General features: G+C 44.9%; 12 protein-coding genes. 8 read left to right on the top strand and 4 right to left on the bottom strand.

Translation table 11 applies throughout. The features are described from left to right. Nucleotides 1-3 precede the first annotated feature (3 nt). From J7I42_RS16375 to J7I42_RS16345, 7 genes are all read left to right on the top strand, one after another. Nucleotides 4-3,186 carry a SusC/RagA family TonB-linked outer membrane protein gene (locus J7I42_RS16375; RefSeq protein ID WP_209139916.1) on the top strand — a complete coding sequence of 1,061 codons (3,183 nt, stop codon included), beginning with the start codon at nucleotides 4-6 and terminating at the stop codon, nucleotides 3,184-3,186. A gap of 23 nt (nucleotides 3,187-3,209) precedes the next feature. After that, nucleotides 3,210-5,189: a RagB/SusD family nutrient uptake outer membrane protein gene (locus J7I42_RS16370; protein WP_209139915.1), complete on the top strand. Its 1,980-nt coding sequence runs from the start codon at nucleotides 3,210-3,212 to the stop codon at nucleotides 5,187-5,189. Between the two features lie 280 nt (nucleotides 5,190-5,469). Beyond that, on the top strand, nucleotides 5,470-5,817 hold the full coding sequence (locus J7I42_RS16365; protein ID WP_209139914.1) for a hypothetical protein: 348 nt from the start codon (nucleotides 5,470-5,472) through the stop codon (nucleotides 5,815-5,817). A 227-nt stretch (nucleotides 5,818-6,044) separates the two neighbouring features. Then, entirely contained in the window at nucleotides 6,045-6,287 is a 243-nt protein-coding gene (locus tag J7I42_RS16360; RefSeq protein WP_209139913.1) for a hypothetical protein, read from the top strand. Nucleotides 6,288-6,489: 202 nt separating this feature from the next. After that, nucleotides 6,490-7,038 carry a DUF937 domain-containing protein gene (locus J7I42_RS16355; RefSeq protein WP_209139912.1) on the top strand — a complete coding sequence of 183 codons (549 nt, stop codon included), beginning with the start codon at nucleotides 6,490-6,492 and terminating at the stop codon, nucleotides 7,036-7,038. A 97-nt stretch (nucleotides 7,039-7,135) separates the two neighbouring features. Next, entirely contained in the window at nucleotides 7,136-7,585 is a 450-nt protein-coding gene (locus tag J7I42_RS16350) for a hypothetical protein (protein WP_209139911.1), read from the top strand. 95 nt (nucleotides 7,586-7,680) lie between these two features. Further along, complete coding sequence (locus J7I42_RS16345; protein ID WP_209139910.1) at nucleotides 7,681-8,148, top strand: DinB family protein; 468 nt, start codon at nucleotides 7,681-7,683, stop codon at nucleotides 8,146-8,148. A gap of 178 nt (nucleotides 8,149-8,326) precedes the next feature. On the opposite strand, the gene J7I42_RS16340 is transcribed toward J7I42_RS16345, so the two are convergent. From J7I42_RS16340 to J7I42_RS16330, 3 genes are all read right to left on the bottom strand, one after another. Further along, nucleotides 8,327-9,031: a DUF92 domain-containing protein gene (locus tag J7I42_RS16340; protein ID WP_209139909.1), complete on the bottom strand. Its 705-nt coding sequence runs from the start codon at nucleotides 9,029-9,031 to the stop codon at nucleotides 8,327-8,329. 540 nt (nucleotides 9,032-9,571) lie between these two features. Further along, nucleotides 9,572-10,822, bottom strand: coding sequence for a DUF4374 domain-containing protein (locus tag J7I42_RS16335; RefSeq protein WP_209139908.1), 1,251 nt, complete (start codon nucleotides 10,820-10,822; stop codon nucleotides 9,572-9,574). A gap of 24 nt (nucleotides 10,823-10,846) precedes the next feature. Further along, entirely contained in the window at nucleotides 10,847-12,970 is a 2,124-nt protein-coding gene (locus J7I42_RS16330; protein ID WP_209139907.1) for a TonB-dependent receptor plug domain-containing protein, read from the bottom strand. 275 nt (nucleotides 12,971-13,245) lie between these two features. Between J7I42_RS16330 and J7I42_RS16325 the strand changes: the two genes are divergently transcribed. Then, entirely contained in the window at nucleotides 13,246-13,608 is a 363-nt protein-coding gene (locus tag J7I42_RS16325; RefSeq protein ID WP_209139906.1) for a response regulator, read from the top strand. 140 nt (nucleotides 13,609-13,748) lie between these two features. On the opposite strand, the gene J7I42_RS16320 is transcribed toward J7I42_RS16325, so the two are convergent. Continuing rightward, nucleotides 13,749-14,987 (bottom strand): RNA polymerase sigma factor, encoded by a 1,239-nt coding sequence (locus J7I42_RS16320; protein ID WP_209139905.1) that lies wholly within the window; start codon nucleotides 14,985-14,987, stop codon nucleotides 13,749-13,751. Nucleotides 14,988-15,029 lie beyond the last annotated feature (42 nt).

Here is a 15,029-nt window from a genome sequence, read left to right as displayed (position 1 = left end):
CATATGAGATCAACGACGGCTTTAAAATCCAGGGCAATTGTATTGCCCCTACTCTTTCTCAGTAACCTTCTATTTCTAACACCAACACACGCGCAACAAAAAAACAGCACCGTAACAGGGGTTGTATCCAATGAAAAGAACCAGCCACTGGTGCATGTGACTGTAGTGGCGCGCAACACAAAGACAAATTTTGCGGCCGGCGCAAGTTCAGACACTGCCGGGGTATTTACTTTCACCAACTTGCCAGCTGGTGGACCGTACAATTTTACTTTTACAGGCGTAGGTTATCAGTCGCAGGATTTGAATGGTTATACGCTTAAAGAGGGGGCATCATTATCACTGGTTGTTACCATGCATGAATTTGAATCCACACTAGATCAGGTAGTAGTAGTGGGTTATGGTACCCGTAAAAGAAGCGAGGTAACCAGTTCTATTGTTAGTATCGATGCCGGGGATATTAAATCAAGACCCGTGCAGAATACGCTGCAGGCCTTACAGGGCAAGGCTGCAGGTATCGACATCACTTCTAATGAACGCCCTGGTGAAGTAGGCAAAGTATCCATCAGGGGAACGCGTTCTCTGGCCAACACCACTGTATTGGAGCGCATCAACGATCCGCTGTATGTGGTAGATGGAGTGCCGCTCAACTTCGGAAGCATTGCTTCTGTAAACCCAAACGATATCGAAACTGTCGACGTTCTTAAAGACGCTTCTGCCACCGCTATTTACGGTTCAAGAGGCGCCAATGGCGTTATCCTTATCACTACGAAAAAAGGCAAGAACGGACAATTCAGTCTGAATTATGTAGGAACTGTAGCCGTTGAAGATATCAAAGATCGTCAGGAGATGATGAATTCCGCCCAATACATCGATTTCCGCCGCGATGCTTACAGAAGGGTTAAATATCTGGGAGGTACTGGTACCAGTTATCCCGATGATCCTACCATTGCTGCAGACAAAACTATCTTTGGCGCCGATCCAATTGCTTATGGCAACGTGCTGAGAGGTTGGGCCAATGGCAGCTGGGATGGCAGCCTGGTACCCACAACCGATTGGAGAAGCATGGTGAAACAAACTGGTGTAACCCATGACCATATCATCAGTGTAGCCGGTGGTTCTCAAAAAGTGAGAGCCTATGCCTCTTTTGGTTATCTGAAACAGGATGGTACACAGCTGGGTCAGGATTTTACCCGCTATTCTTCCAAATTCAACATTGAGGTAAATCCGGTTAAATGGTTCACTATGGGAACCAGCATTACCACTTCATATGGTTTGCAGAATTATGGCTTTGCTACAGCCGCTAACATCACTGGCCCCGGATCGTTGTATGCCGCGGCACAAGGTATGTTGCCTTATGCCGTTCCTTTTGATACGGCTACCGGCAAACGTATCAACTTACCTGGCGGCGACATTAATATCAATAACCCTATTGGTGAAGACAAATACAATATAAACCTGCGTAAAACGCTGCGGGCGATGGGCGCTTTTCATATAGAGCTCAATCCTATAGCCGGCTTACGTTACCGGGTAACCTTTGGGCCTGATTATAACAACTATTATAATGGTCGTTACATGGATTCCATGTCGATCCAACGCGGTAGTGGCCAGTCTGGTTCAAGCAACTATGCCCAGTTGGCACAGACCAATAATTTTTCCTGGACGCTTGACCATTTGCTTACTTATAATAAAACAATTGGTGGAGAGCACAACGTAGGCGCCAGTTTCCTGTACAGCGCTACTCAGGTGCGTGATGAAAACTCTTCCATGACTGCCACTAAATTACCATGGGCCAGTCAAAAATGGTATGCATTGAACTCGGTAACTGCACTGGATGCCTACAGCTCCAGTTTGTCAGAAAGATCACTGCTTTCCTATATGGGCCGTATTACCTATAGCTATAGAGGAAAATATTATTTCGATGCCTTTACCCGTTGGGATGGCGCTTCGCAGCTGGCCCCTGGTCACAAATGGGATGTATTCCCTGCTGCATCAGCAGCCTGGCGTGTAAGCGAGGAGCCTTTTATGAAAGAGGTTTCATGGGTTGATAATTTGAAGATCCGTTTAGGATTTGGTACAGTAGGTAATGCTGCCATTAACCCATATACTACAGTAGGTACAGCGCAACCGCTGTATTACACCTGGGGCAATGTGGTTGATTTCGGGTTTGTATCATCAGATCCTTCTGCCGCTACTCCTATTTCCATGCCTAACCCTCAGCTGAAGTGGGAACGTACTACCCAGGAAGACCTCGGTATAGAGTTTCGCTTATTCAGAGGCAGAGTGGACGGTGCTATTGACCTGTATTCTTCCAGAACAAGAGACCTGCTGATGTTGCGCACTATTCCTTCTGCTGTTGGTTATACCCAAAGTTTGGATAACATAGGATTGACCGGCAACAAAGGGTTAGAGATCACCCTGAATACGATCAACATGCAACAGGGAGATTTCACGTGGAGTTCTACTATTAATTTCTCAACCAACCGCGACCGGATCATTGAGACCGCCAATGGAAAAGTTGATGATGTAACCAATGCCTGGTTCCCTGGTCAACGCATACAGTCGATCTATGATTATGAGAAGGCTGGCATTTGGCAGGAAGGTGATAAAGATGAGCTGGCTTTATTCAATGCGAAACTGCCTGCGGCCAGCCAGTTTAAACCTGGTATGATAAAAGTAAAAGACCAGAATGGCGATTACCTCATTGATGCGAACCACGACCGTAAAGTGGTTGGTAATTTACAACCTCGGTGGAATGGTGGTTTGAGCAATGAATTCACCTACAGAAACTGGGGCCTGAACATCTTCATTTTCTCCCGTTGGGGCTATTTCATCCAAACAGGTGCAGAATCGTTACAAGGTCGCTTTGCGCAACGCGTGCTGAACTACTGGACGCCCGGCAATCCTACCAACGATTATCCGGCTCCTAACTTTGGCAACGCGGCTGGTGATGCTTACCGTTCTTCTATGAACTACCAGGATGGCTCGTTCGTAAAGATCAGAAATATAACCCTGTCTTACACTATGCCAGGAAACGTGATGAGCAAGCTGAAAATGAAAAACTGCCGGTTGTACGGACAGTTGATGAACCCCGGTTTGATCTATTCTAAGATCAGCTGGATCGAACCAGATCTGGGTGTATCAGCTTATAACAAAGGTTTTGTAATTGGTGTAAATGCAGGTTTCTAATTTTTAACGATTAATACTATCATATGATACGTTCAAATAAATTGATCCCCGCAGGTGCTTTGGCATTGATGCTGACGATAGGTGGGGGCTGTAAAAAATCTTTTCTGGATGAAAACCAGATCTCCTCAAAAACAACACAGGATTACGTTACAACAGTAGGGCTCGACCAGCTGGCTACAGGTATGTATCAAAGTCTTCGCTTTCATTTTAACTATGAGTGGGCCTATACCAGTACCAACTATGGCGTAGATGAATTCACGGCGGGCGGCGACCTTACCTATGAAATGTGGAATTCGTATGGTAGCACCCTGAATTCGCAGACACAAGATATCAGAACAGTATGGGATAACATGTACGGCGCCATTAACTCTGCTAATATTCTGTTACAGAACGTTCCGGTGTATTATGATGGCTCACAAAAAAATACCCGGTTGGGCGAAGCCTATTTCATGCGCGCCTTTAACTATTTCAAACTGGTGAACCAGTATGGCGGCGTGCCGCTTAAACTGATACCATCTACTGAAGTTGATTTTGAATTCCCCCGTAATTCGGTGAAGGAAGTGTATGATCAGATAACGAGTGATATGAAACAGGCATACGATCTGTTGCCTGCCACTCCGGTACAAAGAGGCCGCATTACCAAATGGGCGGCTGCACATTATTTGTCCAAGATCTACCTGTTCCGCGCCAGTGAAGTGAACGCAAGCTGGAACAGCGCCAACGTTGCTGCTGATCTGGACAATGCGATCAAGTTTGGTACAGACGTGATCAATAACAGCGGGCATAAACTGGCCTCTAACTTCACCGATCTGTGGAATTATACGGTGCCCAACAGCCTTAATGAATCCAATGCCGAGATCATTTTGAGCGCCCAGTTCTCTGACAACGTCTCTACGCAAGGTCGTTACGGTAACCAGATGCATTTGTATTATCCTTCCGTTTACCAGAACCTGGCCGGGATGGTACGCGACCTGCCCGGAGGAAGAGAGTTCCAACGTTTACGTTCTACTGACTATGCCCTTGATGTGTACGACCGCGTGAACGACTCCCGTTTCTGGAAAAGCTTTAAAACAAGATATTCTTGTAATAACCCAAGTGGCGCTCCCAAATGGGAAGCTACTTATGCTCCGGCTGGTCAGACCGGTAAAGCAAAATTCGGCGGTGGCGATACCTCTATTCTTTACATAGTTAATAACAGTACTGATACCCGCTATACAAAAGAAAGCATCAAGTACCGTTCACCGCATATGTTTGTTCGCTATTTCAATGGCGAGGCTGAAAACATGCTGGGTGGTCACGGGAATTATGAAGCTTCCCGTTACGTAGGCCTGTCGAAATTTATGGATGGTTCAAGAGCTGATGTGGCCAACCAGTTTGGCCGTCGTGATGGCATTCTGGCCCGTCTGGCCGATACTTATTTAATGGTGGCGGAAGCCTATGGCCGTAAAGGACAATACGTGGACGCATTGCCTTTTATCAATGCCATTCGTGATCGCGCCGCTTACAGAGCCAAGGAAGACCGTTCTTTCTATGTAGATGGTGGTATAGCCTACAAGAACAACCCGGCTGCCAGTACTGCTACCTATGTTTCTTTAAGCGACAAGAACACTTATTATGAGTCGAATGGTATGGTACAACCTTTAGATACCAATACCAATGCCAGCACGGTCAGCGCCATGCATATCAACAGTGTAAATGATATCCTGGCTTCTACCCGCGAGTTTTACGACAAGTTGAAGGTTAGCTCTGATATGGACAGGTTCCTGTGCTTTATTCTGAATGAACGTTCACGCGAACTGATGGGCGAATTGCAACGCTGGGATGACCTGACGCGTACCAGAACGCTGGTAACCCGTTGTGCAGCCTTTAACGCCTTAGCAAAGCCTACAGCTCCTAAAGACTATCTGAGGCCGATACCCCAAAGCTTTCTCGATGTGATCAAGGAAAATGGTCAGCCATTGACTGCAGATCAGAAAGCGGCGTATCAAAACGCAGGTTGGTAATGCTCGTTTTCAATTCTCATTTTCAATAACAGTTGCGGATTGGCCCCTCCGATTTATCGGGGGGGCTTTTTTATTTTCCTTCTCTTCTCTAGCCCTCCCCGGATTTTAGCCTACATATTACCGCAATTATTCATACAAGCTACCGTGATTATTCGAAGTAGGCTTACTATATTCTGTAACAGGTTGTATTACATAATATTATTTTCAATGTCTGGCATTGGTTTTGCGATCAAAATGCGATACTTTGCATAAAGTATACCTAATATCTAATCCATTACCGATGAAAATGAACGTTCTTTACGCCATTGGCGCAATGGCTATTTTGGTAGCATGTAGTGCACCCTACCAGGCCCAAAAATCAGTCTGGACCGTAAAGGAGGTGCAAGAATCGTATAATAAAGATTCCGCTAAAAAGTACAACACTAACTGCGTTCTTTATCGCGGCACCGACAACCAGGCTCATTATTTCCTAACACAGTTTACCGACAAATGGGTTTTTCTTACCATTAAGAAAACCGAATTATCAATCACTGAAGAAAAACCATACAAGGTTGATTCAGCGGTTAAACTTGGTTACTATTACGTTGACCCCAATAATCATTTCGTAAAAACCCGGGACTTTAACTAATTGACGTTATTTGGACAGGTATTAATACTATTGCCAAGTATGTCGCTTTACCTCGTGTAATACCACATAGGTACAGGTTTTCCGCACTACAGGATAAGCTTGTGACCTATGTGGTTAAAAAATATATCAATCGAGGCATTGCATTTCTTCTACCTAATTTTTATATTTCGTATTAATAATTAATTGGTCACTTTTAAATCCGTATTAATCAATAAAAATCCAGTACCATGTGGAAATCTCTTGCCAACTCACATCGAGTTTATCAGGGCGATAGAATAAGATTCAACAACGCCCCCCGCGAATTAAGCACCGGAAATTTATTCCAGGTTGTTAGAACCGATGAGCATTATTTTGAAGTTTGCCCGGTTTCACAGGAAGCAGATACACTGCTCGATCTTTTTAAAAGGAAAATTGTCAGGTATTTCGATGTAGGGTATCATCTTCAAATTGAAGTGTGGAACGAAGAATAATCTGCTCAGAAAGATCAATGCATGGCGAAATTGATTTATAAATAAAATAAATAACATACCTTTAGTCTAACACTGTTAGCAATTATGATTCGTTGTTAGAGAATTGCTTATTTGATTTTCGGTTATACTTATTCCAACCCCTTTAGAACTCTCCCTATTCGATTCCGGCCCGCACCGCACTATCACCAAAAAATAAGTGTATATGCTGGAAAATCTTTTCAACCTCGTACAACAACAGGCCGGGGATGCTATTATTAATAATCCTGCCATTCCTAACCAGCACAATGAAGAAGCTGTAAAGGAAGCCGGTAATTCGGTAATAGATTCCCTGAAAAACGCCTTATCGGGTGGACAGATCAATGATGTATTAAGCATGTTTGCGAACGGCCAGGCCAATGCCAGTGCGCCCGTAGTACAACAGGCTACCGGTAATTTCATGGAACGACTGCAAAGTAAATTCGGATTGAACAGCAGCCAGGCATCCGGTATTGCTCAAAGCCTGATCCCGTCTGTAATGAACCAACTGGCACAAAAGACTGCTAATCCCAATGATAATAGTTTTGACGTACAGCAGATCTTCAATCAACTCAGCGGTGGTAAAACTGCCGGGATGAACATGCAGGGCATACTGAATAAGCTAAAAGGCGGCCTCGACAGCGACAGAGACGGCGATGTTGACCTGCAGGACCTAAAATCCCTGTTTGCAGGCGGCGGCTCCGTGCTCGATAAACTGAAAGGCATGCTGGGCTGATCCCCTCATTTATACATTTCTTCTTATTGGTTTCCCTTTTCTTGTAGCGTGCATAGACCATGCTATTCCTTCACACATATATACTAAACTATCGAGTATGAAAAAGTTATTCGCCAGCCTGGCGCTGCTTACCCTTTCCTGCCAGTTGCTACAGGCCCAATTGCCAAAAGTAGGTTCTATTGCAAACGCAGGGCAATTAGTGACCCAGTTGGTAAACGCCATTAAACCTGCTGCATTTACCAGCGAATTCTCCGGTGCCAAAGAAGGCCTTTTAGGCCAGGCGCAAAAAATATCCAGTGCTGCAGAAATGGCCAATACAGTTACCTCACTGATTGGTTATGTAAAACCCGATATGTTTAAAACGGGCACAACGGGGAAATCACTTATAGATCTGGGAAGTAAGGCAAAAACCATGGGGGATGCGGCCGGGTTATTAAAGAATTTTGAGAACGGCCTGAAACCAGAAGCCCTTACCGATGATTGGTCGGGTATGCGTACCGGTTGGCTCAGCGCCCTGAATCAATTGGCCCTGAACCAGGGAAAATAATACCAGCGTCACGAGTTGGGGCACCCAGATTGAGCAGATGAGCCAGGGGCGGCTCGTAAATAATGTTTATTTTAGTAGGCATTAAACCTGCTGACATGAACTTGCCAAAACAAATAGCCACTCACTTCAAAACATTTTACACGGGTGGTAACTGGACAGATGTAAATTTAAAGAACGTCCTCGAAGGGGTGACCTGGCAACAAGCCACTACCTCCATCTTTAAGTGTAATACCATTGCGGTATTGATCTATCACATGAATTACTATGTACGGTTGGTAACGAGAGTATTGGAGGGGCAGCCACTGGATGGCAGTGATAAATTTGCTTTTGATGCGCCACCGGTCCAATCGGCCGAAGATTGGGAACAGTTAAAGAACACTGTTTTTACCGATGCTGAAAAATTCGCCCGGTTAATTGAACTGTTCCCCGAAGAAAAGCTGGGTGATATCTTTCATGATGAAAAGTATGGGAGCTATTACCGGAACTTCCAGGGCATTGTAGAGCATAATCATTATCACCTGGGGCAGATCGTGTTGTTGAAGAAGATCATGAGTCAGTTGTAAGAATCGTGAAACGTGAATCGTGAAAGGGGTGTCGTTTAGTTAAAGCTTGATCCCCTCCTGGGAGAGCCAGTCCCGCTTTGCGGGAGGTTGGGGTGGGTTTATGTGACCCTGACAGGTCTGGTCGGTTATGATCGTGTAACAAGAACGATGAATTCCGGGCAAAGAACGCAATAACAAACTAAATAACTAACAAACTAACCAAAGCTGCTATAAGTGTATTAAGAAAGTTAACCAGGTCATTCTTTATCCATCCCTTCCGTTCAAGGGTGGCGCCAAGAACGGAATCGGCTATATTGCCAATAAAGCCACCCAGTACAATGTACCAGGCCAGGGCGGTGTAGCCATATCCAATGCAATAAATGACCGCGATAAGGATACTGCCGGCGATGCCCCATAACGTGCCCTCCAGACTTATCACTCCATCGAGACCGCAGGTATCTTTTTTAAAGGTGAGGATGTTATAAAAACGCTTCCCATATACACTACCCAATTCTGAAGAAAGCGTATCGGCGCTTGCGGAGGCCAGGGCTGCTGCCGCTGCCAGTTGCCAGGCACGGAGGAATTCCGGATAGATCCACGTAAATAAGGCCGCTAATGCGGCCACACCGCCATTCGCCAGCACCTGGGAGGCGGTGCGTTGCCCTTTATTTTTTTCTGCTATGGCTAACTGTTCTTTTTTACGGCGACCCAGCGAGGTGGCCACCGTACCTGTTACAAAAAAAGTCCCTAATAACCCAATGCCGGTCAGCCCAAAGCCGGTATACAGCAGGGCCGCCAGGCACCCACCCGTAAGCGCACCGGCTACGGTCAGTTTACGGAAAATAATAGTGGCCGCTACACTTACTACAATAAAAATCAGCACAAGGAGATCAGGGGTATACATGGAAGCAAGATACTGTTGAAATCGGGAAAGGCAATGGGCAGTAGGCAATGGGCAATGGGATTCGGTCCTTCGCTACGCTCAGGGCCGTGAAACGTCAGTCGGCAGACTGCAACGCGGCAACGGCAGTAGACAATCTGCCTTCGCCAAGGCTTCGGCAGACGTCGTTGGGATCAGGCAGTAGGCAATCAATGTCGTTTAGTAAATGCTTGTTTTAAGGAATCCCCTCCCGGGAGGGGTAGGGGTGGGTTTAAAATGTTAACCAGCCCTGAGTGCGTGGTGTGCATATAATTAGATCAATAAGAGATAAGAGATAGGAGATAGGAGGTAGGAAATACAAAAGGCCAAAGCTGTTATAACAACTTTGGCCTTTTTCTTAAATTGATTTCTTCTTCTCGTTGTCTTTTTTTATGAGAAGTTGCGGGGTTGTAAATAATCGCGAGTCCACAACTCACAACTCACAACTCACAACTCACAACTCACAACTCACAACTCACAACTCACAACTCACAACTCACAACTCACAACTCACAACTCACCATCCTAATTGCCTATTTTATAAATAGCCGGCACTTCCTGTCCTTCAATTTTTGCCGCCTTGGTGGCGGTGGCAGTAAGCGGATCGATGGCATAAATACGGGCTTCACTTGCCGGGGTAGAGGTGATGGACGCATATACTTTTCCATCTTCTACCAGCCATCGGGCCCCGTATTGACCACCGTGAGCAGGGATATCGGCAATATCGGTAACCGTTTTATTATTCAGATCAATGATCGCCATTTTACAAATGGGATTGGTTACATCAAAAGCGCCCCAAACAGCATTGATATCATCGGTGCCGGGTATTTGCATCCTGGCTACCAGTAAACCGTCACCTGCATAAGCTGCTGTAAGCACCTTGGCGCCGCCTGAAGCTGTTTCTACATCAAAGAAGTAAGAAGGGTCAAATGACTGTTGTCCGTTTTTGATGCGCAGGATACCCGATTTTTTTGTTACCTGGGTATAACCGGCTGCCAGGCTGCTTGGTGAAACGGTGTAAATATCGCCATTCTCTGCCCTCATCATCCCTATCTGGTTTCCGTATAAGCCAATGGGGCCGGTGCGGGGATCTTTGATGGTAGTTAAAGAATCCAGACCGGGATAACTGAAAATGGTTACATAGGCCGTGTCGGTATACTCTGTATTCCAGGTGCCGCCATCGAGCGGATAAAACGAAACATACATTTTGTTATCATTCACTACTATCGAAGTAGGCCATTTGTTCAGCACGTCCGATTTATTCCACATGTATAAGGGCGTTAGTCTTCTTTTCTTTATTCGGATGTTATTGGCGTCGATCAGCTGGATCTCACAATCATAACTGCCACCGCCCCAGGGCGCACCTATGGCAACCAGGGTACTGTCATCACCTTTGCCAAAACAGTCCAGGCGTTCAAAGGCAAACCTTCCTTTTTCATACAAAGCGCCGGCTTCATTTATCCCATAACCAATACCGGTCTTAATGTTGTCATAGGTAAAACTGAACACCGTGTTACCCGTACTACCATAATAACACCAGCCAAGTTGTTCAATACCATTGCCGGTTGAGGAAAGAGATCTGGCAGCATTGTTGATGGTGTCCTGCGAAAGCAGGTAATCAGAGGTTCCGTTGGCGCCCTGTGTGCGTAAGCCCAGGATATAATTACCGCTGGCCTGTAAAAAATGACTCTTGGGTTTATAACAACCACTCAGTAATACTGATATTATCAATAAAATAAGAAACGTTTGGGTATATCTTGATTTGCAAAAACGCATGATAATGTGTTTTACAATGAATAATTAGTTGTGAAAAAAGTATCTGAGTTTTATGTTGAATGCCCGGCCGGGTTTCTGCAGTTTGAAATTGTCATACAATTTTACATCGCCCAGGTTGGTACATTCGGCAGCCATATTATATTTACCGTTTTGCAAAGAATAAGTAATCGATGCATCCTGGGTAAACTGGCGGGGAATAATGAATTTGGTGCCTGCACTTCCCTGGCTTGGCCAGAACAGGTAGAATTTCTCAACAAAATTGCCGCCTACATTAAACGTCAGCACGTCATGCGTATAAAATGCTTTTTTGATCTTATAGCCCGCATCGAAGCTGCCAAATAAATAAGGCATATTGGGCAGCCGGTCCCAATAGGTATAGTTGGGAATGCCCTTGTCGAATGTTTTTATGTTAAGCGTGTTCTGGTAGGTGCTGTTCACTTCAAAGGTCAATGCGTCGTTGTATGTATAACGCACGCTCCATTCAACACCTGAGGTCCTTACACTATCCAGGTTGGTGTAACGGCTGATCTGTCCGTCTGATTCCAGTCTGATGAAATCACCCGCTTTGCGATACAGGTAATTGAGCTCACCTTCCAGTTTGTGTTTGTTGAAGGTTTTCATCAGTGCCAAACCCACGTTGATGTTATGGCTATGTTCGGGTTTTAAATAAGGATTATTTTTTAACAGCAATCCATTCCCAAACATTTCTTCCCCTTCGGGCAGGCGCCAGGTACTTTCATAAGAAGCTTTCACCTGTGCAAACGGGAAAATATAATACATAGCGGCTACACCATATCCTGTTTTGTTGTGTTTGCTTTTCATGCTTTCATGTGTGCCCCATTCAGCATCTACCGTACGGGCGCTCATGCTGAACTGCTTTGCAAAAAGGGTGGCAGAGAACCGGTTGCTCAGGGTTGAATATTTATAGGCCAGTCCGGTTATATTTTTGGATAGTGTATTAGGAATATCGAAGGGGATAGGGTCAATGGCAATAGGGTCATCACCTTTACGCCGCGAATAGGTGTAGTTGTGGTTGAGACTAAAACTGTGTTGTTTATTCAACTCATAACTCAAATTGGCGGAAGCCAGGGCATTGCGGTCGTTAAAATGGAATTTTGTTTTGTAATAAGAGATCTCACCCGAGTTGCTGCCAAAGGTTTTTACAGTATAATTTCCATACCAGTCGTACAGCCGTGAGCTGGTATCGGTAATACCTGATTTTATAAAACTCATATTGGCATTGGCTGTTAAGGTAAGACCGGGCAAAAAGAAATTTTCTTTCTTGTACTTGAAAGTAGGAATGAGTGATTGGCTGGAGGTGAATACCTGACCCGTTACCTGGTCCATATTCATGCCGGTTTGTACTTCTTTTTTGTTTTCAGACAGGATCAAACCAAATAATAATTTGTCGGCAAATTTCTTATTTACAAAACCGGCTTCCAGTTGACCCATTGTAGAACGGTATGCATCGTGGAACCGTTTTATTTTTAGGGTGTTACCATAGATACCGGTTTGCGGGTCGGGTATCTGTTCATCGATCTTATAATTGTTATCGCTGTAATTATAAAAACCATTCAGGTTAATGGTAAAGCCTTTGTTGGTAGTATACCGGGAATTTACCGAAGCCCGGTGTGTATTAAAGGAGCCGAAACTATATGAAGCATCCAGGTATTCTTTTATTTTCTGGTTGGTGACCACGTTCACGGCGCCACCCAGGGCATCGGAGCCCAGGAAAACAGGTACCACGCCCTTATAAATTTCAATTCTTTCGGCCATATTCACTGGCAGATTGTTCAGCGACAGGGAGGAACCGAAATTGTCCATAGGCATCCCGTCTAAAAAGAATTTCACCTGTTTACCGGTAAAACCATTGAGAGAAAAAGAGTAGTTAGAACCCAGACCGCCTTCTTCCCGGATCTTTACACCTGTGGAGCGGTTGAGCACCTGGTTGATGTCTTTGGTAGTATTATGCAAACGGGTGGCATCAATAGCCGAAACGGTATAGGCCTGTTCTTTGGCGGCGCGCAGATCACTTTTGCCGGTTACCACCACTTGCTTTAGTTGTTTATGGGTAGTTTTTAGCGTGTCCTGCGCCATTGCAGGTACAATAATGATACTACTTAGTAGTAGCAAGACAGATTTTTTCATAAACATTTCGCGGGCTTTGGTTGGTTTAATCGGCGCGAAAATACCTGTTGATCAATTAAGTGGGGAGCGCGATCAGGAAAACCATTTACGAGAAAAGTAAAATTTACACTTGTATTGTGGAAAATGCGAATGTGAGCAGGCCGTTATACGTATTTCTGCTTAGAGGTGTTTTAGGAATTTTGGGCAAATTATGATTAACGGTAATACCAAACCGGTGATCAGTTGGTTGTTGAACTACCTTTATGCTACCACAGACTTAAACCTTTGCTATTACTATGACCAGTGCAACTAAAATTGCCCTTATTGACAGCCATCCATTAATGCGCGAGTGCATCTCAAATTATTTATCCGGCTTTGAGTATGCCATAACGCTACAGGTTGATGATGGAAAGGAACTTATTGATCGATTAACAAAGGAAAACGTACCTGACGTTTGCCTGTTGGAGTTTAATGCGAGAAAAAAAGTGGGTTATGAGACCATAAAAATGCTTAAGTCGGCATGCCCCCATATGAAGATCGCGATCTACTCCATGCAAACAGGCCCTGTTGAAAATCAAATTCCTTCCGGTGCTGATGTGGTCATTTCCGATCAAACATCTATTGCGGAATTTAAATCAACGCTTGATAAGTTAATTTAAAGGCAGACGGCAAACGGCAATCAATGTCGTTTAGTTAGGGCCTGGTTTAATCCCCTCCTGGGAGAGCCTGTCCTGCTTTGCGGGAGGCTGGGGTGGGTCAACTTTATCACCACTATCACCCCTATCAACCTCCTCCCTGATCAACTGGTTAACTGGTTAACTTTCCTCTGAATAACACCTCTATCCGTATTAGTTTTAGCCAAAGAAAGCGCTTGTTCAAAATGCGACCTTGCCTTAACGTTATCTATTCCGGTATACAATTCACCCAGTAGCGTATAATAAAAATGATTACTGGTGAGTTGGAGTTTTTCTGCTTCAATGATTGCCTCCTCTTTGCCATTGGCTTTTGACAGGGCAAAGGTGCGGTTGAGCGCGGCAATAGGAGAGTATTCAATTTGTAGTAACCGGTTGTACAATTGTAAAACGCTTTCCCATTTTTCGCGGGTATCGTTTTTTTGCGTGTTCCAGTAAGCAATCGCAGCTTCGATGTGGTATTTACTTAGTTGATTACCGGTGGCGGAACAATTCAGAAAATAGCTGCCTTTGCTGATGAGGTCGGTATCCCACAGACTGGTATCCTGTTCATCGTACAAAATAAGTTCGCCGTTTTCGTTCATGCGGGCCTCAAAACGCGAGGCATGAAAACACATCAGCGACAACAGGGCATTCACCGGTGGTTTGTTGGTTTGTTTGTTTTCCACCAGCATATAACACAAACGCATAGCTTCAAAACACAACTCTTTGCGCAGGGTGTTGTTATTGCTGATGGAATAATACCCTTCACTGAACAGCAGGTAAATGGTAGCAAGGACGGCATTCAGCCGCTCGTCAATTTCAGAACTGCCGGGCAATTCTATAGGAATGTTTGTGGAGCGAAGTTTATCTTTGGCCCTGAAAAGCCGTTTGTTGATGGTTTCTTTATTGGTAAGAAAAGCATCGGCAATTTCTTCTATTCCAAAGCCGCACAAAATGCGCAAGGATAAACCTATTTGTGCTTCCCGTGCAATGGTAGGGTGACAAATAGCAAACATCATTTGTAACTGGCTGTCGTTTATATTTTGCGGAGAAAGGTCGATCTCGTATTCGGGGATGGAGGAAGGGGTTTCAGTAGCAGCTGAGGCTGTTGCCACCTTACTGCTAAAAGTAGCCTGGCGATGCAGGAAGTTTTTGGCTTTGTTCTTTGCAACGGTGTATAACCAGGCAACAGGATTGGGCGGAATGCCTTTCAATCCCCAGGTTTGAGCCGCCAGCATAAAGGTGTCGCTGGCAATGTCTTCAGCCGTTTCCATTTCATAAAAGCCGAATCGCTTACAGAGTACCGCAACGATCTTGCGGTATTCTGTTCTGAATAAATGCGGAATTAATTCGGGTTGTTGCATAATGAAAAGCCAGTCAGATCAGTTGAATGATCATTGGTCTGA

Source organism: Niastella soli (assembly GCF_017742245.1).
GTDB classification, from domain to species: domain Bacteria; phylum Bacteroidota; class Bacteroidia; order Chitinophagales; family Chitinophagaceae; genus Niastella; species Niastella soli.
This window is presented reverse-complemented; position numbering and strand designations above follow the sequence as displayed.